Annotated in this window: 20 protein-coding genes; 9 read left to right on the forward strand and 11 right to left on the reverse strand. The window is 66.8% G+C overall.

Going from position 1 to position 20542, the window contains the following annotated elements:
* The first annotated feature begins 15 nt into the window (after positions 1–15).
* Genes AC3WLC_RS27085 through AC3WLC_RS27095 form a run of 3 tightly spaced genes read left to right on the forward strand, consistent with a single transcriptional unit; the run spans position 16 to position 2439 of the window.
* Entirely contained in the window at positions 16–381 is a 366-nt protein-coding gene (locus AC3WLC_RS27085; protein WP_057190702.1) for a response regulator, read from the forward strand.
* Between the two features lie 46 nt (positions 382–427).
* Positions 428–1546, forward strand: coding sequence for a chemotaxis-specific protein-glutamate methyltransferase CheB (gene cheB / locus AC3WLC_RS27090; protein ID WP_493686989.1), 1119 nt, complete (start codon positions 428–430; stop codon positions 1544–1546).
* A complete protein-coding gene (locus AC3WLC_RS27095) occupies positions 1543–2439 on the forward strand; it encodes a CheR family methyltransferase (protein WP_493686991.1) in 897 nt (298 codons plus the stop codon). Before cheB ends, AC3WLC_RS27095 begins: the two co-directional genes overlap by 4 nt.
* Before the next feature lie 312 nt (positions 2440–2751).
* Here AC3WLC_RS27095 and ctrA read toward each other — a convergent pair whose 3' ends face one another.
* Positions 2752–3453 carry a response regulator transcription factor CtrA gene (ctrA, locus tag AC3WLC_RS27100; protein ID WP_055729421.1) on the reverse strand — a complete coding sequence of 234 codons (702 nt, stop codon included), beginning with the start codon at positions 3451–3453 and terminating at the stop codon, positions 2752–2754.
* Positions 3454–3797: 344 nt separating this feature from the next.
* Between ctrA and fliI the strand changes: the two genes are divergently transcribed.
* A complete protein-coding gene (gene fliI, locus AC3WLC_RS27105) occupies positions 3798–5138 on the forward strand; it encodes a flagellar protein export ATPase FliI (RefSeq protein ID WP_493686992.1) in 1341 nt (446 codons plus the stop codon).
* Between the two features lie 6 nt (positions 5139–5144).
* Here fliI and AC3WLC_RS27110 read toward each other — a convergent pair whose 3' ends face one another.
* Complete coding sequence (locus AC3WLC_RS27110) at positions 5145–5723, reverse strand: TlpA disulfide reductase family protein (protein WP_493686993.1); 579 nt, start codon at positions 5721–5723, stop codon at positions 5145–5147.
* 114 nt (positions 5724–5837) lie between these two features.
* Positions 5838–7046 (reverse strand): MFS transporter, encoded by a 1209-nt coding sequence (locus AC3WLC_RS27115; RefSeq protein ID WP_493686994.1) that lies wholly within the window; start codon positions 7044–7046, stop codon positions 5838–5840.
* Between the two features lie 342 nt (positions 7047–7388).
* On the opposite strand from AC3WLC_RS27115, the gene fliJ reads away from it, so the two are divergent.
* Entirely contained in the window at positions 7389–7793 is a 405-nt protein-coding gene (fliJ, locus tag AC3WLC_RS27120; RefSeq protein WP_493686995.1) for a flagellar export protein FliJ, read from the forward strand.
* Positions 7794–7803: 10 nt separating this feature from the next.
* Here the strand turns inward: fliJ and AC3WLC_RS27125 are convergent, their stop codons facing one another.
* The 4 genes from AC3WLC_RS27125 to AC3WLC_RS27140 all read right to left on the reverse strand — a co-directional run bounded on the left by AC3WLC_RS27125 (position 7804) and on the right by AC3WLC_RS27140 (position 10617).
* Positions 7804–8418 carry a GNAT family N-acetyltransferase gene (locus tag AC3WLC_RS27125; RefSeq protein WP_493686996.1) on the reverse strand — a complete coding sequence of 205 codons (615 nt, stop codon included), beginning with the start codon at positions 8416–8418 and terminating at the stop codon, positions 7804–7806.
* Between the two features lie 162 nt (positions 8419–8580).
* The gene (locus AC3WLC_RS27130) at positions 8581–9348 is read right to left on the reverse strand and encodes a TetR/AcrR family transcriptional regulator (RefSeq protein WP_493686997.1); all 768 of its coding nucleotides are present in this window, start codon (positions 9346–9348) and stop codon (positions 8581–8583) included.
* Between the two features lie 201 nt (positions 9349–9549).
* Positions 9550–9765: a hypothetical protein gene (locus tag AC3WLC_RS27135; RefSeq protein ID WP_493686998.1), complete on the reverse strand. Its 216-nt coding sequence runs from the start codon at positions 9763–9765 to the stop codon at positions 9550–9552.
* Between the two features lie 57 nt (positions 9766–9822).
* Positions 9823–10617: an NAD(P)H-dependent oxidoreductase gene (locus AC3WLC_RS27140; RefSeq protein WP_493686999.1), complete on the reverse strand. Its 795-nt coding sequence runs from the start codon at positions 10615–10617 to the stop codon at positions 9823–9825.
* 92 nt (positions 10618–10709) lie between these two features.
* Here AC3WLC_RS27140 and AC3WLC_RS27145 point away from each other — a divergent pair, with 92 nt between their 5' ends.
* On the forward strand, positions 10710–11630 hold the full coding sequence (locus tag AC3WLC_RS27145) for a LysR family transcriptional regulator (protein WP_493687000.1): 921 nt from the start codon (positions 10710–10712) through the stop codon (positions 11628–11630).
* A 9-nt stretch (positions 11631–11639) separates the two neighbouring features.
* On the opposite strand, the gene gpmI is transcribed toward AC3WLC_RS27145, so the two are convergent.
* Positions 11640–13154 (reverse strand): 2,3-bisphosphoglycerate-independent phosphoglycerate mutase, encoded by a 1515-nt coding sequence (gene gpmI / locus AC3WLC_RS27150; RefSeq protein ID WP_493687001.1) that lies wholly within the window; start codon positions 13152–13154, stop codon positions 11640–11642.
* 210 nt (positions 13155–13364) lie between these two features.
* On the opposite strand from gpmI, the gene AC3WLC_RS27155 reads away from it, so the two are divergent.
* Complete coding sequence (locus AC3WLC_RS27155) at positions 13365–14108, forward strand: haloacid dehalogenase type II (protein WP_493687002.1); 744 nt, start codon at positions 13365–13367, stop codon at positions 14106–14108.
* Positions 14109–14132: 24 nt separating this feature from the next.
* Positions 14133–14819, forward strand: a complete 687-nt coding sequence (locus tag AC3WLC_RS27160) for a glutathione S-transferase family protein (protein ID WP_493687003.1) — start codon at positions 14133–14135, stop codon at positions 14817–14819.
* A gap of 127 nt (positions 14820–14946) precedes the next feature.
* Here the strand turns inward: AC3WLC_RS27160 and AC3WLC_RS27165 are convergent, their stop codons facing one another.
* Positions 14947–15714: a glucose 1-dehydrogenase gene (locus AC3WLC_RS27165; protein ID WP_493687004.1), complete on the reverse strand. Its 768-nt coding sequence runs from the start codon at positions 15712–15714 to the stop codon at positions 14947–14949.
* Between the two features lie 132 nt (positions 15715–15846).
* Between AC3WLC_RS27165 and AC3WLC_RS27170 the strand changes: the two genes are divergently transcribed.
* A complete protein-coding gene (locus tag AC3WLC_RS27170) occupies positions 15847–16881 on the forward strand; it encodes an L-idonate 5-dehydrogenase (protein WP_493687005.1) in 1035 nt (344 codons plus the stop codon).
* A gap of 116 nt (positions 16882–16997) precedes the next feature.
* Here AC3WLC_RS27170 and AC3WLC_RS27175 read toward each other — a convergent pair whose 3' ends face one another.
* Positions 16998–18743 (reverse strand): sensor domain-containing diguanylate cyclase, encoded by a 1746-nt coding sequence (locus AC3WLC_RS27175; protein ID WP_493687006.1) that lies wholly within the window; start codon positions 18741–18743, stop codon positions 16998–17000.
* 100 nt (positions 18744–18843) lie between these two features.
* Positions 18844–20517 carry a formate--tetrahydrofolate ligase gene (locus tag AC3WLC_RS27180; RefSeq protein WP_493687007.1) on the reverse strand — a complete coding sequence of 558 codons (1674 nt, stop codon included), beginning with the start codon at positions 20515–20517 and terminating at the stop codon, positions 18844–18846.
* Positions 20518–20542: the final 25 nt, after the last annotated feature.

Below are 20542 nucleotides of genomic sequence, written 5' to 3' on the forward strand. Positions count from 1 at the left end.
GACTGGAGCCATGTCATGAAGTATTGTCTCGTCGTCGACGACTCCGCGGTCATCCGCAAGGTCGCCCGCCGCATCCTGGAAGGGCTGCAATTCCGCATCGCCGAGGCCGAGGACGGCGCGCGCGCTATCGACGCCTGCAAGGGCGAGATGCCGGACGCGATCCTGCTCGACTGGAACATGCCGATCATGGACGGCTACGATTTCCTGAGGAACCTCAGGCAGATGCCCGGCGGCAAGCGGCCCAAGGTCGTGTTCTGCACCACCGAGAACGACATCGCCCACATCGCCCGCGCCATGCATGCCGGCGCCGACGAGTACATCATGAAGCCGTTCGACAAGGAGATCGTCGCGTCGAAGTTCCACCAGGTCGGCCTGCTGTAGAAACCGAGCTGCACCCAATAGCCCTGCTCTCCCACCGCGTGACTCCATGATCGCCACGCCGCATTTCGCCGACCGGCAAGCCGCGCGTCCGAGCACCGTGGTGATCGCCGACGATTCCATGGTGGTGCGGGGCCTGTTCGCGCGCTGGCTCGGCGAGAGCGGCCGCTTCCATGTCGTCGGCGTCGCCGGCGATGGCGAAGCCGCGATCGAGCATGCCGGGCGCCACCATCCCGACATCATGGTGCTCGACCTCGACATGCCCGTTCTCGACGGCGTCGAGGCCCTGCCGCGGATCGTCAAGGAAAGCCCTAGGACGGCGGTCTTGCTCACGACCACGCTCACCGAGCGCAATGCCCGGCTGGCGCTGCAATGCATGAGCATGGGCGCCGTCGACGTCCTGCCCAAGCCCGACAGCCGCAGCGGCCTGACGCTCTCGCTGGATTTTCGCAGCGAGCTGCTCGGTAAGCTCGGCAGCATCGCACAATCCCGTCTTCGCGACGGTGAGGCCGCCCCCGACAACGTTCTCGCCACGGCGCTGCCCAGCGGCGTCGCCGATCTGCGCCCGCTCGTCTCGGTGATGCCGCGCTATCTGGTCGTCGGCGCCTCGACCGGCGGGCCACGAGCCGTGGCGCGTGTCCTCTCCGATCTCGGCGGAGCCCTCGCCAACCTGACCACGCTGGTCGTCCAGCACATGCCGCCGCTGTTCACCGCCTCCTTCGCCGACCAGATCGCGCAGCAGCTCGGCGTGCCGACGCGCGAGCCTCATGACGGCGAGCGCATCGCCCGCGGCACGATCTATGTCGCGCCGGGCGGACGCCATCTCGGCATCGAGCGCAAGCTCGGACACATCGTCGCCAGCGTCAGCGACGGCCCGCCGGTCCATTTCTGCCGCCCGGCGGTCGATGTCCTCTTCGCCGAGGCCGCCCGCCATCTCGGCCCGGCGGCGCTCGGCCTGATCATGACCGGCATGGGCAGCGACGGGACGGACGGTGCAGCGGCGCTGCGCCGCGCCGGCGCCGCCGTCATCGCCCAGGACGAGCCCTCCAGCACGGTCTGGGGCATGCCGGGCTCGGTGGTGCGCGCCGGGCAGGCCAGCGCCGTGTTGCCGCTCGGCGGCATCGGGCCGGCCATCCGCACGCTCGTCGGCGGGAGCCATCCCGCATGACCGAATTTGACTTCGACTTCCTGCGCGTGCTGCTGCAGCGGCGCTCCGGCCTCTTCCTCAGCACCGAGAAGCGCTATCTGGTCGAGAGCCGCCTCGGCATGCTCTGCCGCCGCCGTGGCATCGCCGGCATCACGGCCCTGGTCGTCCAGTTGCGCAGCAGCCCGGCCTCCGAGCTCGAAGCCGCCGTCATAGAGGCGATGACGACCAACGAGACGCTGTTCTTCCGCGACCGCACGCCCTTCGACCTGTTCCGCGACGTCGTCCTGCCGGAGAAGCTCGCCGCCAATGCCGAGAGCCGGACGCTGCGCATCTGGTGCGCCGCGGTCTCGACCGGCCAGGAAGCCTATTCGCTCGCCATGCTGCTCGACGAAGCCGCCGACCGGCTCGTCGGCTGGACGATCGAGATCCTCGGCACCGATATCTCCGTCGAGGTCCTCGACCGAGCCCGCCAGGGGCTTTACAGCCAGTTCGAGGTCCAGCGCGGCCTGCCGATCCAGCTCCTGCTTAAGCATTTCCGGCAGGAGGGCGACAAATGGCGCCTGTCCGAACGCATCCGCGACATGGTCACGCTCAGGCAGCACAACCTGCTCGAGCCGAATCATCAGCTCGGCCAGTTCGACATCATCTTCTGCCGCAACGTGCTGATCTATTTCGACGTCCCGACCAAGGCGCGGGTCATGGCGGCGCTCGCCGAGCGGCTGGCCAGGAACGGCGCCTTCATCCTCGGCGCGGCCGAGACGGTGATCGGCATCACCACCACCCTGGTGCCGGATCCGCAGCATCGGGGCCTCTACCGCGATGCCGCATCGACCCCGCAGGCGCGGCGGCCGCCCTTCCCTGCCGCCCCCGAGCTCGGCGGCGCATTCTCCCCACGGAAGATCGCGCGGCCCTGAGCGCGGTCACCGGTTGACGGCCGGGTCTACACGGAACCACCTGCGTCATTCCGGGGCAGCCCATAGGGCTGAGCCCGGAACCCATGAACACGAGGATCGGAGCTGAGGCGCATCGGCAGCTGCAGTGACGGTTCGTCGCTGTCGTGGTCATGGGTTCCGGGCTCTTCGCTTCGCGAAGCCCCGGAATGACGGGGTTGGTCGCCACAAACAAAAACCCCGCCTCGCGGCGGGGTCCCCGTTCACCTGTCGTGTACATCCGACGATCAGGCGATCTAACTGTTAGGCGTCGATGATGACGCCGTGATGACGATATCAGGCCGGGATGCGCTCTTCGGCGTCGCTGGGCTCGCGCAGCACATAGCCGCGGCCCCAGACCGTCTCGATATAGTTCTTGCCGTCGGAGGCGTTGGCGAGCTTCTTACGCAGCTTGCAGATGAAGACGTCGATGATCTTCAGCTCGGGCTCGTCCATGCCGCCATAAAGGTGGTTCAGGAACATTTCCTTGGTCAGCGTCGTGCCCTTGCGGAGCGAGAGCAGCTCCAGCATCTGGTATTCCTTGCCGGTCAGATGGACGCGGGCGGCGTCCACTTCGACGGTCTTGGTGTCCAGGTTGACGACGAGGTCGCCGGTCGTGATCACCGACTGGGCATGGCCCTTCGAGCGGCGCACGATGGCGTGGATGCGGGCGACGAGCTCGTCCTTGTGGAACGGCTTGGTCAGGTAGTCGTCGGCGCCGAAGCCGAGGCCCTTCACCTTGTCCTCGATGCCCGCGAGGCCGGAGAGGATCAGGATCGGCGTCTTGACCTTGGCGACGCGCAGGGAGCGCAGCACCTCGTAGCCCGACATGTCCGGCAGGTTCAGGTCGAGCAGGATGATGTCGTAGTCGTAGAGCTTGCCGAGATCGACGCCCTCTTCGCCCAGATCGGTCGTGTAGACGTTGAAGCTCTCGGACTTCAGCATCAGCTCGATGCTTTGAGCGGTCGCGCTATCGTCTTCGATCAGCAGAACCCGCATGTCACGTCCCCAATTTCGCCCCGAGGCAGCGATCCCGTTCAACCGCCCACAACCCTCGTGGTTATGGGGGGACGAACGCTTGCCCGATGAAACGCTACGCGACACGCTACGGGGAAATGGTTAACAAACCCTGATTCCCGCGCGCAAGCGCTTCTTGGCAAAAGGTTGACGATCCTTGTCGAGGTGAGTCGAATTTGACACGGATCGTTCGAGCTTCGGCCGCGAAAGCGCCTTTCGCGGAAGCTCGCATCAAGGAAACAGGCGAAAATCGCCCGACTCTTCGACGCGGCTTCGAAACGCAGTGTTAATCACTCCGCTTAATGGAAGGTAAACGGCAGGGAATCATGAACGGCGCTTCGCCAGGCCAGGACCGGTTATCCACACTCGCGACGATGATCGGCGAGCTCGAGGCGACGTCGGTCTATGGTCGCGTCACCGCCGTGCGCGGGTTGCTGGTCGAAATCTCCGGCCCGATCGCGGCGATGAGCCTCGGCGGACGCGTCGGCATCGAGATCGCGCCCGGCATCCGCGTCCCCTGCGAAGTCATCGGCTTTTCCGGCGAGAAGGCGCTGGTCATGCCCTATGGCGGGCTTGACGGTGTCCGCCGCGGCTGCCCGGCCTATGTCGACCGCACCGTCGCCGGCCTGCGGCCGACCATGGCCTGGCTCGGCCGCGTCGTCGATGCGCTCGGCCGCCCGGTCGATGGCGGCCCGCCTTTGCCGCAGGGCGAACGCACCATCCCCTTCCGCAACGACCCGCCGCCGGCCCATGCCCGCCGCCGCGTCGGGCCGCCGCTCGATCTCGGCGTGCGCGCGCTCAACACCTTCCTGACCTGCTGCCTCGGCCAGCGCATGGGCATCTTTGCCGGCTCCGGCGTCGGCAAATCGGTGCTGCTCTCGATGCTGGCCCGCTATGCGCGCGCCGACGTCAATATCATCGGCCTCGTCGGCGAGCGTGGCCGCGAGGTCCAGGAATTCCTCCAGGACGATCTCGGGCCGGATGGCCTTGCCCGCTCGATCGTCGTGGTCGCGACCTCTGACGAGCCGGCTTTGATGCGCAAGCAGGCGGCGCTGACGACGCTGACCCTCGCCGAATTCTTCCGCGACCAAGGCCTGCAGGTGATGTGCCTGATGGATTCGGTCACGCGCTTCGCCATGGCGATGCGCGAGATCGGCCTTGCCGCCGGCGAACCGCCTACGACCAAAGGATACACCCCGACCGTCTTCGCCGAGCTGCCGCGCCTGCTCGAACGCGCCGGCCCGGGTACCGGAGACGGGGCGATCACCGGCCTCTTCACCGTGCTGGTCGATGGCGGCGATCATGACGAGCCGGTCGCCGACGCGGTGCGCGGCATCCTCGACGGCCATATCGTGATGGAGCGTTCCATTGCCGAACGCGGCCGCTACCCGGCGATCAACATCCTGAAATCGGTGTCGCGCACCATGCCGCGCTCCTGCGACCCGCTCTATTATCCCGTCGTGCAGAAGGCTCGCGCCACGCTCGCGACCTATGCGGACATGGAGGAACTGATTCGGCTCGGCGCCTATCGCCAGGGCGCCTCCGCCGAGGTCGACGAGGCGATCCGGCTCAATCCAGAGCTCGAATCCTTTCTGAAACAGGCCAAGGACGAGGCGACCCCGCTCGGCGACGGCTATGCCCGGCTCGCCCGGATCATGGGGATGTGACCGGCCTCAAAGCTTCCCGACATGCTCCAGCAGCGCCAGCGCCTGGGGCGAGGCCCAATCCGCCTCGCCGAGCATGTAGCCACGGACGCCGCCGCGCCGGTCCGCGACATAGATGACCGGCAGCCCTTCCGCGGTCGAGAGCGGTTGCCCCGAGCCCGCAGCTGCAAGGGCCTTGCCGCCGCGATCGTAGAAGACCGGCAGTCGCTTGACGCCGAGGCGCCCGAGATAGCCCCTGACATGCGCGAGATCGCGCTCGTCGGTGCTGATCGAGACGATCTCGACATCCCGGGCCCGGAAGTCGGCAAGCTGGCGCTCGAAGCGCGGCAAGGTGATTCGGCAGACCGGGCACCAAGTCGCCCAGAGATAGATCAGGTTGACCTTGCCCGGCACCGGCCTGGCAATGGCGGGCTTGCCGTCGAGGCCCTGCAGGCTGAGCGGCGCCATCGGCTCGACCGGATCGAGTTCGATGAACTGGTAGCGCGCCGTCCGGAACTGCGGAAGCCGCGCCTCTGCCATCGCCGGCGCTGCGAACAGCCCGAGCGAGGCCTGCAGGACGAGGCGGCGTGTCATCGGGTAGGACGGCATCGGGTTCTGGCACTCGTTCTCATTGGAAAGGCCGCGTGATAGGTCGCCGCGTGCCCCGCGCCCAGGCACGATCGCGTCAACGACGCAGCCGAGCTTGTCGTTTCCGAGGCGCGCTCAGCTGCGCAGCCGCCGCACCAGTACGATCATCGCGAACAGGGCGATGCACTGGATCGCAGCCGAGACCACCAGCGTACCCGAGGCCCCGAGCCGTTCGACCAGCAACGCGAAGAGCAGCGGTGCCGCGGCGAAGGTCAGGTTCTGCGGCACGGTCAGGCGGCCGAGCATCGCGCCGAAGCCCTGGCGGCCGAACAGCGCCAGCGGCAGGGTCGCGCGCGCGACGGAGATCACGCCCATCGCGGCGCTGAACAGCACGACGAAGGTGATCGCCAACGCGCTCGACCCCGGCGCGATCGACATCAGCAGGCAGGCGGCCGGCCCGAGCGCGAGCCCAGCCAGCGCCACGCGCTCGACCGGAAGGCGCTCGCCCGCCACAGCATCGACCGCCCGCGCCAGCATCGTCGCGGCACCGCTCAGCGAGGCGATCGTCACCGCCGTCGCTGCGGCGATCCCCGCGCCCTGCATCAGGCCGATGATGTGCAGCGGCAGCCCCCAGGAGACGAGCCCGCTTGCAGAGAAGCTCAACGCCAGCAACCAGAACACCGGCCGCCGCTCGCCGGGCGGCACCCTGCCCTGCTCGCCGGCCGTCACGATCGACGGTCCCGGATCGGCCAAGGGCTTGGCGCGATAGACCGGGATCGACAGATGGATCGGCAGCACGATCACCAGCTGGATCGCCGCAAAGATCAGAACGCAGATGCGCCAGCCATAATCGGCGCTGAGCCAGGCGGTCAGCGGCCAGAAGATGCTGGAGGCGAGCCCGGTCACCAGCATCATCAGCCCGATCACCCGGCGCGTGCGCTCGCCCATCAACTGCGCCACCGTGACGTTGCCGGTGTTGGCGAGCTGCATCGCATGGCCGATGCCGATCACGGACCAGGTCGAAAGATAGCTGATCGGCCCCTGTGCCAGCGCCAGCAGCCCGAGCCCCAGCGCCGAGATCACCGCTCCGAGCGCCATCGCCTGGCGCGTCCCGCGCCGGTCGAGATGGCGCCCGAGCATCGGCGAGATCACCGCCCCGATCACCAGCAGGATGGTGATGCCGCCGAAGATCGTCGCCGGTCCCAGCCCGATCTCGCGCTGGAGATGGCCCGCCAGAACCGAGGGCGAATAATAGATCGAGCCCCAGCCGATGACCCGCGTCAGGGCAAGGCCGGCCAGCAGCAGGCCGTATTCGGGGAGGCGACGCGAGGCGGGCAAGGACATGTCCGGCGCGCCGGCTCGCGCGCCCCTTGTATTGATTCGCGGCAGATTAACGCGGACCGCGGCCTGTCGGCAGAGCCCGGCACGCACCCTCCGCATGCATCGAAAGCGAGCGATCCTGGTAAGGAACGATCAACCTCCTTGCCCCATTGTGCTTTTCGTCTCGCGGAGTGTTGCGGCGGCGAGCCGAGGGGTCGGCACGCAGCCGGAGCCGGGTCCGATCGGGTTGATCCAACCCGATCGGTGAATCCGGCTCTGACCTAAAGTTGGAGACCGTTTGCCGGTCGGCTTGCAATGCAAGCAGACCGGAACGGGCTCCGTGCGTAATCAGGAGTTCGGCACGACATGAAGTCGCGAGAGACCCTTTTGCGTCTCAAACGCTTCCAGGTGGACGAGAAGCGCCGCCGGGTAAGCCAGATTGAGATGATGATCGCGGAATTCAACCGGATGGCTGGAGATCTCGATCGCGAGATCCAGAACGAAGAGACGCGTGCCGGCATTTCCGACCCGGCCCATTTCGCCTATCCGACCTATGCCAAGGCGGCGCTCGGCCGTCGCGACAATCTGCGCCAGTCCGCCGACAACCTGCAGGGCCAGCTCGACGAGGCCAAAGGCGAGCTGCAGGAAGCCTTCGAGGACATGAAGAAGGTCGAGATTCTCGACGACCGCGAGCGCGCCTCCGAGCGTGCCGCCGAGGCCGCCCGCGACCAGGCGATGATGGATTCGATCGGCCTGCGCACGCGGGTCTGAGGGCCAGCCCCTATTCGATCACCGGACAATGCGGGACGGCGCTGCGTGGCATCGCCCCGCCAAGGCGCGGATCGTCGACCACCTCGACCCCGCGCCTGAACGCCGAGAAGCCCGAACGCTGGTAGAACTCGACCGCGCCCTGATGGTCGAGCGTGCAGGTATGCACCCAGAACCGGGAGATCGGCCGAGCCCAGGCGCGCTCCAGCGCCCGGTTCATCAGCCAGCGCCCCGCCCCCTTGCCGACGACGCTCTCGTCAAGGCCGAAGAAGGCGAGCTCGCCCTCGCCTTCCACCCTGAAATCGAGCTCGAGCAGGCCGACATCCCGCCCGCCGAAGCGCACCGCGAAGAATTCGACCAGCGGATCGGCCAGGATCGCCTGCAACTCGGCCACCGGCTTGACCAGCCGGCTGAACCACATCCAGCGCTCGCCGAGCAGGCGATAGACCGCCAGATAGCGCTGGACGTCGTCACGCCCGATCTCGTCCAGCGAGAAGCCCTCGACATCAGGCGGATCGGCGCGTCGCGGCGGCGGCGACAGCATCTCGAGCGAGGTCACGATCGCGGCGATCTTGCCGGCGGGCAGGTCGGTGGTGCCGTCGAGGCTGATGGCGAAGGTCTCGGACATGGGCTCGGGCGCAGCTTCCGGCAATGGCAGCCGCATCGGTGCGGCGGCGGCGCCCAGTGCTATAGCATCGGACCGAAAAGTGGAATCCACTTTTCAGAAAAATCCGATGCTACAACAACGAGATAGATCACCATTATCGCGTCCTGTTGGACGCGCGGTGATCTAGCGCCTGGCGCCGATTCCGTCGAGCAGGGTCGCGACGGCCAGCTCGGCGACCTGCTCGCTGCTGGCGCCGCTGGCGCGCATCCATTCCGGCACGCGATTCAGCCCGCCAAGGAAATACGGCACCAGCAGCTGCAGATCCTGCCCATTCGCGGCTTCTCCGCTGGCGATGCCCCCGGCGAACAGCTCGTGCCAGAGCTGGGCGTATTTCTCGCGCATCTTGCGGCTGCGCCGCTTGATGATCGGCGGCAGGTGCTCGTAGACGTGCATATAGGTCTGGTCCTTGCCGACCAGGCTCGAAATATGCGTTCCGACCGCCGCAGACAGCCGGTCTGCGAAGCGAGCCTCCTGCGGCAGGCCACGAATCGTTTCCGCTACGCGGGCGTAGAGCGTCTCGATGCCTTGGTTGAGGATCTCCTCGACGATCTCGTCCTTTGACCTGAAGTGATAGTAGAGGCTGCCCGCCTTCATATCGACCAGCGCCGCCACCGCCCGCATGGTACAGGCATCATAGCCCTCACGCACAATGATCTCGGCGGCAGCGTCGAGGATCTCGTCCCGCATCGTCCTTTGCTTTACCGTCGTCACCGCACCGGCCGTCGCCGGCCTTCTGCCATTATTACGCGCTCTCATCCTGGATCCGCCCGTCCCCAGCATCCGCGACGACCCGCCCCCTCCAAGTCGCCCCATGCACCCATTCGCAAGCGCATGATTGCCGTCACTACTTTCCCTTGCGCCGAGGATCAAGGCGACAACCTTTCCGTTCAAGCTGAAATTCCATAGTCATCGCTTGATTTTTAAATCAAACGATAGTTCGATTTAGCGTGCGGCGAAGATTTCATGGCGATTTCGCAATCAACGAAACCGCCATTGCCCGCCCGCAATCGTTGAATGTACCTGAGCATGACAAGCTGACTGCGCGAGGCGGCGTCAGCCTTGCATAGATCGCATATCGATAAGGCCGATATGTCAGCGCTGGCCAGCCGGGCCTTTGCGCGCATGCTTGCCGGCGGCCAGGCCTTCCGGGTCATCCGGCTCATAAGGAGCATGCGGCCCGGTCGGATGGGCGGAGCGCGGGTTAGGCCCGGCCCGCCGCTGCTCAGGCGCGCCGGACTGACCCGGCCGCGGCGCGGTCGCGAAGGCGGCGGGGGTATCGGTCAGGCGGTTCTCTGGCTTGTTCGGCATGAGGCGATCCTCTCGGAAGGAGAACCGCCTCATGCCCCGGGAGTTCCACCGCGCAGGCTAGACCGCCATGGCCGCGTCGACATGCAGCGCAAAGCCGCGCGTCTCCGGCTCACCCAGTTCGGGCCGCAGCGTCATCGCCGGAATCAGGTAGTCACCGAAATTCTGTCGGCGGTAGCGGATCGGCGCCGTCGTCTCCAAGGTCCGCATGCGCTCGCGCAGTTGCTCGGCCGCCCCCGCGAAATCCGCCTCCTTGAACCGGTCGACCCGGTAGACGACGTGCGGCGGCAACACCTCGTAGCCGGGATAGTAGAGGATGCCGTGATTGATCGGGAACAGCAGGTCCTCGATCGGCCCGTTGATGCCGCGCGGCGAGTAATGCTCCTCCCAGCCGCCGGCGGTGACCAGCAGCATCGCCCGCTTGCCAGCCAGCGTCCCCTCGCCGAAGCGATTGCCCCAGCGCTTGTCGCTGTGCTCGCCGACCCCGTAAGCGAAACCGTAGGCGAAGACCCGGTCGACCCAGCCCTTCAAGATCGCCGGCATTGTGTACCACCACAGCGGGAACTGCAGGATCAGCGTATCGGCCCAGAGCAGCTTCTCCATCTCGGCCTTGACGTCGGCGGTCAGCATGCCCTCGGCGAAGGCCTGCTTCGAGGCGGCGCCGGCGGCGAAACGCTCGCCCTCCGGCCAGCTCGGGAAATCGGCACGATCGACCTGCGACTTCCAGCCCTCGGCATAGAGATCGCTGACGCGGACCTCATGGCCTTGGGCCTCCAGTTCGGCGACGGCGACGTCGCGCAGCGCGCCGTTGAGCGAATGGCGTTCGGGATGGGCGAAAACGAGCAGGACCTTCATGGCGGAGCCTTTCCGAGAGGATGAGGCTTTCCAGCTAGGCGCTACTCCGCTTCTGCACTACAACGGCGCAATGGATATGATCATGCCGTTTTATGGATAAATCTGATATCACCCTGGAGCGCATGCGCAGCTTCGTCCGCGTCGCCGAGCGCGGCAGCCTCTCGGCGGTCGCGCGCGAGCTCGGCCTCGGCCAATCCTCGGTGACACGGCATCTCAACGAGCTGGAGGAGGCGCTCGGCATCGCCCTGCTCAGCCGCACCACCCGCCGGGTGACGCTGACCGAAGAAGGCAGCCGCTATTATCTGAACTGCCTCGCCATCCTGCGCCTCGTCGAGCAGGCGAGCGACGAAGCCCGCAGCACCCGTGACGCCGCGGCCGGCACGGTTCGCCTCTCCTGCACCGCCTCCTTCGGCGTCCTGCATGTGACGCGATTGATCTTCGCCTTCCAGGATCGGCACCCTGGGATCGATATCGACCTCAGCCTCAGCGACGAGCGCATCGACCTCGTCCGCGACGGCGTCGACATCGCCATCCGTCTCGGCCCGCTCGCCGACAGCACGATGAAGCTGCGGCCCCTCGGCCGATCGCAGCGATTGTTCGTCGCCGCGCCGCACTACCTCGCCCGGCACGGCATCCCGACCTCGCCGGATGATCTCGCCACGCATCAGGGCATCCGCATGACGAACGTCGCCGGCAGCGCCATGCTCGCCTTTGAAGGCAGTGCCGGCGAGAGCTACAGCGTCCCCTTCGACGGGCGATTGCGGGTCGACCATGGCCTGGCCGTGCGCCAAGCCCTCCTCGCCGGCCGCGGCATCGCCCCTACCCATCGCTGGCTCGTCGACGATCTGCTGGCCTCCGGCCAGCTTGAGCCGATCCTGACCGGCTACACCCTGCCGAGCGTGGCGCTCAGCATGCTGATCGTGCCGGAGCGGGCGACCGTCGCCCGCGTCCGCCTGCTGATCGACTTTCTGGCGGCGGAGATCGCCACGCTCCCCGGCATGGCGCCAAGCTGAACGTTCGGTTCAGCGCAGCAGCGACTGGCCGGTCATCTCGGCCGGCTGCTCCAGCCCGAGCAGCGCAAGCAGCGTCGGCGAGACATCGGCGAGGCGGCCCTCGGCCAGCGCCTTGGCTTGCGAGCCGATCAGCATCACCGGCACCGGGAAGGTCGTGTGGGCGGTGTGCGGATTGCCAGTGACGGGATCGACCATCAACTCGGCATTGCCGTGATCGGCGGTGACCAGCAGCGCTCCGCCCTTGGCGAGGATGGCATCGGCAATCTGGCCGAGGCTCGCATCGATCGTCTCGACCGCCTTGATCGCCGCCGAGAGCACGCCGGTGTGGCCCACCATGTCGGGATTGGCGAAGTTCAGCACGAAGAGATCGTATTGCCCGCTCTCGATCGCGGCGACGACCTTGCCGGTCAATTCAGGCGCCGACATCTCCGGCTGCAGGTCATAGGTCGCGACCTTCGGCGAGGGCGTCATGCTGCGCTCCTCGCCCTCGAACGGCTCCTCGCGCCCGCCATTGAAGAAATAGGTGACGTGCGGGTACTTCTCGGTCTCGGCGAAGCGGATCTGCTTCAAGCCCGCCTTCGACACGGTCTCGCCGAGGCCATTGGCGAGGCTTTGCGGCGCGAACAGCGCCGGCATGATCGGATCGAGCTCGGAGCTGTAGGAGGTCATCCCGACCGCGCCGACGAGTTTTGGCATGCGCGGACGCGAAAAACCGCTGAACGCGGCGAAGAGCAGTGGCGCCAGGATCTCGCGGATACGGTCGGCGCGGAAGTTGAAGCTGAGCAGGCCGTCGCCATCGGCCATGCCGCTATAGCCGCCGATCACCGCCGGCTTGATGAACTCGTCGCTGACATTGGCGGCATAGGCCGCCTCGATCGCGGAGGCTGCCGTCGGCATGCGCTCGCCTTCGCCCAGCGCCAAAGCCTTCCAGGCGAGCTCGACCCGCTCCCAGCGATTGTCGCGATCCATCGCGTAATAGCGACCTGAGACCGTCGCGACCTTGACCTCGCGCGGCAGCGCAGCTTCCAGCGCCGCGACATACTCGGCCGCCGAGCGCGGCGGCGTATCGCGACCATCGGTGAAGACGTGGATCACCGCCGGCACGCCAGCCGCAACGACAAGCTTCGCCAGCGCTACCGCATGGTCCTGATGGGCGTGGACACCGCCGGGCGAGACGAGACCGAGGATATGGCAGGTGCCGCCGCTCGCCTTGAGGCGGCCGATCAGCCCACTCTCGTCGAGCGCCTGCTTCAGCGTGCCGTCTGCGATTGCCTGGTTGATCCGCGGCAGGTCCTGCATCACGACGCGCCCGGCGCCCAGGTTGAGGTGGCCGACCTCGGAATTGCCCATCTGGCCTTCGGGCAGGCCGACATCGAGGCCGGAGGTGCGCAGGAAGGCATGTGGCGACGAGGCCCAGAACCGGTCGAAATTCGGCGTCTTCGCCAGCAGGACGGCGTTGTTGTCCTTGTCGCCGCGCCAGCCCCAGCCATCGAGGATCATCAGCATGACGGGGCGGCTGGACATTCGCGCATCCTATGCATCTGCGAAAAGGTGGGTGTGCGGATATCACGCTCCGCGCGGCCAAGGCGAGCGCTATCATCCCAACACGAGTCATCCCGGCCAAGCCGCGATAGCGGCGCAGAGCCGGGATCCATTCCGAAACGGTTCAGGCATGGATCCCGGGTCTCCCTCCGGTCGCCCGGGATGACGGAGTGGGTGCCGGAAGGAAGTGCCATGCCGATCAAGGCCGTCGTCTTCGATGCCTATGGAACCCTGTTCGACGTCCAGTCGGTCGCCGGCGTCACCGAGGACGCCTTCCCCGGCCATGGCGAGACCATCACCCAAATCTGGCGGCTGAAGCAGCTCGAATACACCTGGCTGCGCGCCTTGATGGGCCGTTACGAGGACTTCTGGAGCGTGACGCAGGCCTCGCTCGACTTCACGCTGAAGACGCTCGGCCTCACGGCGACGCCCGATCTCCTCGCCCGCATCGCAGCGGCCTATGATGCACTGGCGCTCTATCCGGAAGCACTGACGGCGCTGCAGGGGCTTGCCCCGACGCGGCTCGCCATCTTCTCCAATGGCAGCCCCGCCATGCTGATCAACCTCACCAGGCAGGCAGGCATCGACGGGTTGCTGGAAACCGTGATCAGCGTCGACGAGATCAGAACCTACAAGCCCGACCCGCGCGGCTACCGCCTGGTCGAGGAGCGGCTGGCGCTGACACGCGACGAGATCCTGTTCGTCTCCTCCAACGGTTTCGACATCGCCGGGGCCAAGGCCTATGGCATGACGGTGGCGCGCATCGAGCGTGTAACCTTGCAGGCCCTGCGCGACGAACTCTCAGGCGCAGCGGTGATCGGGCCAAAGAGCCTGTTCAAGGCGCTGCGCATGCAGGAGGAGCAGCTCGGCGCGGGCGCCGATCTCACCATCTCGGCCCTGACCGAGCTTGTCCCCTACGTCGCCGCGCGCCGCTGAGCCCGCCTATCCAGGAGACCAACGATGATCCGCTTCTACTACCACCCCTCGCCCAACCCGGCGAAGATCGCGCTCTTCCTGGAAGAGGCCGGCCTGCCCTATGAGATGGTGCCGGTCGACACCCGCAAGGGCGACCAGTTCAAGCCCGACTTCCTCGCCATCAACCCAAACGGCAAGACCCCGGCCCTGACCGATGGCGACGTGAAGATCTTCGACAGCAACGCCATCCTGCTCTACCTCGCCGAGAAGACCGGCCAGTTCCTGCCGCCGGACACGCCGGAGATGCGCGGCCAGATGCTGTCCTGGCTGATGTTCGTCGCCACCGGCATCGGCCCCTATACCGGCCAGTCCGTGCACTTCTCGCGCATGGCGCCGGAGAAGGTGCCCTATGCGATCAACCGCTATGCCCGCGAGGCCGAGCGGCATTGGGGCCTGCTCGACGATCAGCTCGGCAAGCACCGCTACATGCTCGGCAACGACTACACCCTGATCGACATGGCGGTCTGGGGCTGGGCGACGCGGGCCCAGTTCGCCCTCGGCGACGAGGCCTTCGGCAAGCTGACGAATGTCCGGCGCCATCTCGACGAGATCTCGGCCCGGCCGGCGGCGCAGCGCGCCGTCGCGCTCAAGGACAAGTTCACCTGGAAGACCGAGGTCGACGACGAGGCGCGGAAGATCCTGTTTCCGCAGAATGCGTTCTTGAAGGGGTAGGAAAGACCTACGTCATTCTCGGGCGAAGCGAAGCGCAGACCCGAGAATCTCCTGACGAGAAGGCGCCAGCCAATGCCTCCTCCGGCATGAGATGCTCGGGTCAAGCCCGAGCATGACGCCTGCGTATTCACACCACCGCGGTCAAACCGCCATCGACCATCAGCAGATGGCCGCTGACATAGTCGGAGGCTTCCGAGGACAGGAAGATCGCCGCGCCCGCCAGCTCCTTGGTCTCGCCCCAGCGGCCGACCGGGGCGCGGCTCTTGACCCAGTTCGAGAAGGTCTCGTCGGCGAGCAGCGCCTGGTTCAATTCGGTGACGAAATAGCCGGGACCGATCGCGTTGACTTGGATATTGTGCTTGCCGAGCTCGGCGGCGAGCCCCTGCGTCATCAGGCTGACCGCGCCCTTCGATGCCGTGTAGGGCACGATGCTCGGCCGGCCGAGCTTGCTCATCACCGAGCCGATGTTGACGATCTTGCCACGGTTGCGCGGCGCCATGCGCTTGGCCACCGCCTGGGTGACGTAGAACACCGAGTGCAGGTTCGTCGCCATCAGGAAGTGCCAGTCCTCGGCCGGGAAATCGACGAAGGCGCCGCGGATCTGCGTGCCGGCATTGTTGACGAGGATGTCGATCGGCCCCACCTCCGCCTCGATCTTCGCCACACCCGCTTCGACCGCGGTCTGGTCGGTGACGTCGAAGGCGGCGACCGAGGCCTTATGGCCAGCCGCGGCGATGGCGCTGCGTGCCTTCTCCAGCTTGCCGGCATCCCGCCCGTTCAGCACGACATGGGCGCCGGCGGCGGCAAGGCCCTCGGCGATGGCCAGGCCGATGCCCTGGCCGGAGCCGGTGACCAGCGCGATGCGCCCGTCGAGCTTGAACAGATTGAGCGACATCCTATCCTCCCGGTCGTGGCCTGACTTGCAGCTTGTGAGTGTCCCAAGGGTTGGGTAAGCGCTTTAAAACGATTAGACAACCGGCCAGACGTGCCGCAGCCGCATGGCTGCCGCCCTATCAGGAGTTCCGCCATGCGCGCCGTCGTGATCCATGCCGAGAAGGACCTGCGGGTCGAGGATGCAGCGGTGCCGGAGCTCGGCCCGCTCGGCGTCAAGGTCGCGATCAAGGCCGGCGGCATCTGCGGCTCCGATCTCCACTACTACCTCCATGGCGGTTTCGGCACGATCCGCGTGCGCGAGCCGCTGATCCTCGGTCACGAGATCGCCGGCATCGTCGAGGCGGTCGGCACCGAGGTCAGCCGCGTCAAGCCGGGCGATCTCGTCGCGGTCAATCCGAGCCGGGCCTGCGGGCGCTGCCGCTATTGCCAAGCCGGCCAGCAGCAGCACTGCTTGGACATGCTGTTCTATGGCAGCGCCATGCGCTTCCCCCATGTCCAGGGCGGCTTCCGCGAGATTCTGGTGATCGAGGAGCGCCAGGCGGTGAAGCTGCCGGCCCATGTCGGCGCGGCTCAAGCCGCCTTCGCCGAACCGCTCGCCGTCTGCCTGCATGCGGTCAAGCGCGCCGGCGCGCTGCTGGGCAAGCGTGTCCTCGTCACCGGCTCCGGCCCGATCGGCGTGCTGACCGTGGTCGCCGCCCGCGCCGCCGGTGCCAGCGAGATCGTCGTCACCGACGTCGTAGACGGCCCGCTGCCGACCGCCCTGAAGATGGGCGCGACGACCGCGATCAACGTCATGGCCGAGCCTGAACGGCTGAAGGCCGATTACGGGGCGGAAAAGGGCGCCTTCGACGTGATGTTCGAGTGCTCGGGCAACCAGCACGCACTGACCGGCGCATTCGATGCGCTGCGGCCAGGCGCGGTGATCGTCCAGATCGGCGTCGGCGGAAATTTCACCATTCCGATGAACGTCGTCGTCGCTAAGGAATTCGACCTGCGCGGCTCCTTCCGCTTCCACGAGGAATTCGACTGGGCGGTCGAATTGATCGCATCCGGCCGCATCGACCTCTCGCCGCTGCTCACCGCCTCGATCCCGATCGAGCGTGCTGTCGAAGCCTTCGACCTCGCCGCCGACAAGTCGAAGGCGATGAAGGTGCAGCTGACCTTCTGAGGAACCGCGTCATGCTCGGGCTCGCCCCGAGCATCTCAGACCGGAGGGGGCTCCCGTCAGCACCTTCTCGTCATGAGATTCTCGGGCCCGCGCTTCGCTCCGCCCGAGAATGACGCCTACCCAACCTGCCGCAACATCGCACCCGACTCGTCGACGGCGACGCCGTCGCGGCCACCATGCTTGACGCGGTAGAGCCCCGCATCGGCTCGGGCGGCGGCATCGGTCAGGCTGTCCTCAGACAGTGCCATGGCCGCCCCCAGGCTCGCCGTCATCGGCACCGCCCGGCCATCGCTGAGCACGATCGGGGCCTCGCGCAACAGCGCCGCGATCTTGGTCGCGATCAGCGCCAGCGATTGCGCCGTGCAATCGCTGATCAGCAGGATGAACTCGTCGCCGCCCCAGCGGGCGCAGGCATCATAGCTGCGCAGGGCGGGGAGCATCCGGCGCACGCAGGCGACCAGCACCTCGTCGCCGGCCCGGTGGCCATAGTCGTCATTGACCAGCTTGAAACGGTCGAGGTCGACGATGATCAGGCCACAGGCCGTGCCGTTGCGCTGCGCCCGGTTCTGCTCGCGTGCAAAGGCCTCCTCGAAGCCGCGCCGGTTCAAAACCGAGGTCAGCGGATCGTGCTGCGCCAGCTCTTCGAGCTTCTGCGTCCGCTCGCGCACCATCGCCTCGAGCCGGCCGGTATTGTCGCCGACCGCCTGCGCCATCTCGTTGAAGGCGCGCGACAGCCGGGCGATCTCGTCATTGCCGTCTTCCTTGGCGACGGCGGTGAAGTCGCCGGAGCGGACTCTGGTGACGCCCTGCTCGACCCATGCCAGCCGGTCGAGCACCTTGCGCTTGAACAGGAAGGTCATCAGCCCGGCCACGGCAACGAGGATCGCCACCATCAGCCCGGCGATCGGCGCGAACAGCTTGCGGTCGATGATGGCGTCGACATCCATCACGGTGACGTTGAACCAGCCGAGCCGGTCGAGGAAGCCGACGCCGACCAGCACCTCGTGCCCGTCCATCTGCATGAAGCGGGAGAGCACCAGCGCCTCGCCCTTGGCGACGCGCTGCATCATCTCGGCGAGCGCCTTGCGGTCGCCCTCCTCGTCGAGCAGGCGGAAGATCGTCTTCTTCGCCGTAGCGTCCTTGGTCAGGCTGTGGAAGTCGACGACGCGCGGATCGCGATGCGCCTGCACCGCGCCCTGCAGGTCGACGAACATGCTCTGCACGCCGGTCTGCGGGAACTCGACGACCTCCTTGATGAACTGGGTCAGGTCGACGCCGGTGCCGATCAGGCCGAGTACCTTGCCGTCCTTCTGGATGATGCAGTTGATCCAGACCTTGGTGACCGACAGCACCTCGTCGCGATTGACGTTGAGATGGCAGCCTTTGCCGAGCGCGCGGGTCTTGAAATACCAGACGTCCTGGGGAGCGTCCGGCGAGACCGTGTAGCGCAGCCGGTTGCGCTCGTAGGTGTTGTCCTTGTCGTTGAAATAATAGTGGCCGCTCTTGTCGACGACGGCGAAATAGCTGCGGTCGGTGAAGGAGAGCCGGTAGTGCTCGAGTTCGGCGAGGCCGCGTTTGGCCTTCTCCGGATCGGTCTCGTCCTGCGCCCATTCGACGATCACCGGGGCGCGCGCCACCGTCTCGGCCAGCGAGACCTCGCGCATCAGCGCCTCCAGCCCGCGATAGCGATCGAACAGGATCTGCTTCTCGGCGAAGAGCGTGCCGAGCTTCACCACCGTGCCGTTGACCATCCAGAGGAAGATGCCGGAGGACGGTACGGCGATCGCGACCAGCGTCGCCAGGACGAGCACGAGCACGCGCGCCTTCAGGCCCGAATTGGTCCAGGCGGTCCGCAAACCCATCTCGTCGGCATCTCCCGCGCCCTCCGACAGCTTCGGAATCGCGCGGGAGGCATGGTGGCCGCGATATGGTTTACACTTCGTTGACGAATGTGGCGGGCGACTAGAACAGCCCCTCGATCTGGCCATGCGCGTCGATATAGATCCGCTCCGCCGCCGGCTGCCGCGGCAGGCCGGGCATGGTCATGATGTCCCCGCAGATCGCGACGACGAAGCCGGCGCCAGCCGAAAGTCGCAGCTCGCGCACCGGCACGGTGTGGCCCGAGGGCGCCCCGCGCAGCGTCGGATCGGCCGAGAAAGAATACTGCGTCTTCGCCACGCAGACCGGCAGATTGCCGTAGCCGGCCGCCTCCAGCTCGGCGAAGCGCGCCGTCACCTTGGCATCCGCCGAGATGCCGGCCGCGCCATAGATTTCGCGTGCAATCGTCTCGAGCTTCTGGCGCAACGGCATCGCATCGGGATAGAGCGGCGCGAAATCGGCCTCCCCGCTCTGCGTCAGCGCCGCGACCTTGGTCGCGAGCTCCTCGGTGCCCGCTCCACCTTCGGCCCAATGACGGCAGATCACCGCCTCGACGCCGAGATGGTTGCGGCAGAAATTCTGGATCAGCGCATGCTCGGCCGGCGTATCGCTGGTGAAATGGTTGATCGCGACGATCGCCGGCACGCCGAACTTCCTGACGTTCTCGACATGGCGGGCAAGGTTGGACAGGCCCGCCTCCAGCGCCTTGAGGTTTTCCGTGCCGAGCATGTCGCGGGCGACGCCGCCATGCATCTTCAGCGCCCGCACGGTCGCGACCACCACCGCGACATCCGGCTTCAGGCCCGCCTTGCGGCACTTGATGTCGAAGAATTTCTCGGCCCCGAGATCGGCGCCGAAGCCGGCCTCGGTCACGACGTAATCGGCGAGCTTCAGCGCGGCGCGCGTCGCGATCACCGAATTACAGCCATGGGCGATATTGGCGAAGGGTCCGCCATGAACGAAAGCGGGCGTGCCCTCCAGCGTCTGCACCAGGTTCGGCATCAGCGCATCGCGCAGCAGCACCGTCATCGCGCCCTGGGCATTGAGCTCGGCCGCCGTGACCGGGCGCTTGCTGCGTGTGCGGCCGATGACGATGCGGCCGAGCCGCTCCTCCAGATCGGCGAGATCCTTGGCCAGGCAGAAGATCGCCATCACCTCGGAGGCGACGGTGATGTCGAAGCCGTCCTCGCGCGGGAAGCCGTTCGTCGCGCCGCCGAGCGAGGAGACGATCGAGCGCAGCGCCCGGTCGTTCATGTCGACCACCCGCCGCCAGGCGACATGGCGCTCGTCGAGGTCGAGCCCATTGCCCCAGTAGACATGGTTGTCCAGCATCGCCGCCAGCAGGTTGTGGGCGCTGGTGATGGCGTGGAAATCGCCGGTGAAGTGCAGGTTGATCTGCTCCATCGGCACGACCTGGGCATAGCCGCCGCCGGCCGCCCCGCCCTTCTGGCCGAAGCATGGGCCGAGCGAGGGTTCGCGCAGCGCGATCATGGTGCGCTTGCCCAAGCGCTTCAGCCCGTCGCCGAGGCCGACCGTCGTCGTGGTCTTGCCCTCGCCAGCTGGCGTCGGGCTGATCGCGGTGACGAGGATGAGCTTACCGTCCGGCTTCTCGGCGAAATCGGGAATAGCGCCGGTGTCGACCTTGGCGATGTATTTGCCATAGGGGTGCAGCGCCGCATCAGGGATGCCGGCCACCTCGGCGATCGCGCCGATGGGCTGAAGCGTCGCCGCGCGGGCGATCTCGATATCGGTCGGCATGTCGTCCCTCAGCGCTTGCTCTAAC

Source organism: Allobosea sp. GW821-FHT03A12 (assembly GCF_058986765.1).

What these genes read in the sequence shown, in the direction of transcription:
- AC3WLC_RS27085 (WP_057190702.1), top strand. Translation starts at nt 16, where the DNA reads ATGAAGTATTGTCTCGTCGTCGACGACTCCGCGGTCATCCGCAAGGTC.
- cheB (WP_493686989.1), top strand. Translation starts at nt 428, where the DNA reads ATGATCGCCACGCCGCATTTCGCCGACCGGCAAGCCGCGCGTCCGAGC.
- AC3WLC_RS27095 (WP_493686991.1), top strand. Translation starts at nt 1,543, where the DNA reads ATGACCGAATTTGACTTCGACTTCCTGCGCGTGCTGCTGCAGCGGCGC.
- ctrA (WP_055729421.1), bottom strand. Translation starts at nt 3,453, where the DNA reads ATGCGGGTTCTGCTGATCGAAGACGATAGCGCGACCGCTCAAAGCATC.
- fliI (WP_493686992.1), top strand. Translation starts at nt 3,798, where the DNA reads ATGAACGGCGCTTCGCCAGGCCAGGACCGGTTATCCACACTCGCGACG.
- AC3WLC_RS27110 (WP_493686993.1), bottom strand. Translation starts at nt 5,723, where the DNA reads ATGCCGTCCTACCCGATGACACGCCGCCTCGTCCTGCAGGCCTCGCTC.
- AC3WLC_RS27115 (WP_493686994.1), bottom strand. Translation starts at nt 7,046, where the DNA reads ATGTCCTTGCCCGCCTCGCGTCGCCTCCCCGAATACGGCCTGCTGCTG.
- fliJ (WP_493686995.1), top strand. Translation starts at nt 7,389, where the DNA reads ATGAAGTCGCGAGAGACCCTTTTGCGTCTCAAACGCTTCCAGGTGGAC.
- AC3WLC_RS27125 (WP_493686996.1), bottom strand. Translation starts at nt 8,418, where the DNA reads ATGTCCGAGACCTTCGCCATCAGCCTCGACGGCACCACCGACCTGCCC.
- AC3WLC_RS27135 (WP_493686998.1), bottom strand. Translation starts at nt 9,765, where the DNA reads ATGCCGAACAAGCCAGAGAACCGCCTGACCGATACCCCCGCCGCCTTC.
- AC3WLC_RS27140 (WP_493686999.1), bottom strand. Translation starts at nt 10,617, where the DNA reads ATGAAGGTCCTGCTCGTTTTCGCCCATCCCGAACGCCATTCGCTCAAC.
- AC3WLC_RS27145 (WP_493687000.1), top strand. Translation starts at nt 10,710, where the DNA reads ATGGATAAATCTGATATCACCCTGGAGCGCATGCGCAGCTTCGTCCGC.
- gpmI (WP_493687001.1), bottom strand. Translation starts at nt 13,154, where the DNA reads ATGTCCAGCCGCCCCGTCATGCTGATGATCCTCGATGGCTGGGGCTGG.
- AC3WLC_RS27155 (WP_493687002.1), top strand. Translation starts at nt 13,365, where the DNA reads ATGCCGATCAAGGCCGTCGTCTTCGATGCCTATGGAACCCTGTTCGAC.
- AC3WLC_RS27160 (WP_493687003.1), top strand. Translation starts at nt 14,133, where the DNA reads ATGATCCGCTTCTACTACCACCCCTCGCCCAACCCGGCGAAGATCGCG.
- AC3WLC_RS27165 (WP_493687004.1), bottom strand. Translation starts at nt 15,714, where the DNA reads ATGTCGCTCAATCTGTTCAAGCTCGACGGGCGCATCGCGCTGGTCACC.
- AC3WLC_RS27170 (WP_493687005.1), top strand. Translation starts at nt 15,847, where the DNA reads ATGCGCGCCGTCGTGATCCATGCCGAGAAGGACCTGCGGGTCGAGGAT.
- AC3WLC_RS27175 (WP_493687006.1), bottom strand. Translation starts at nt 18,743, where the DNA reads ATGGGTTTGCGGACCGCCTGGACCAATTCGGGCCTGAAGGCGCGCGTG.
- AC3WLC_RS27180 (WP_493687007.1), bottom strand. Translation starts at nt 20,517, where the DNA reads ATGCCGACCGATATCGAGATCGCCCGCGCGGCGACGCTTCAGCCCATC.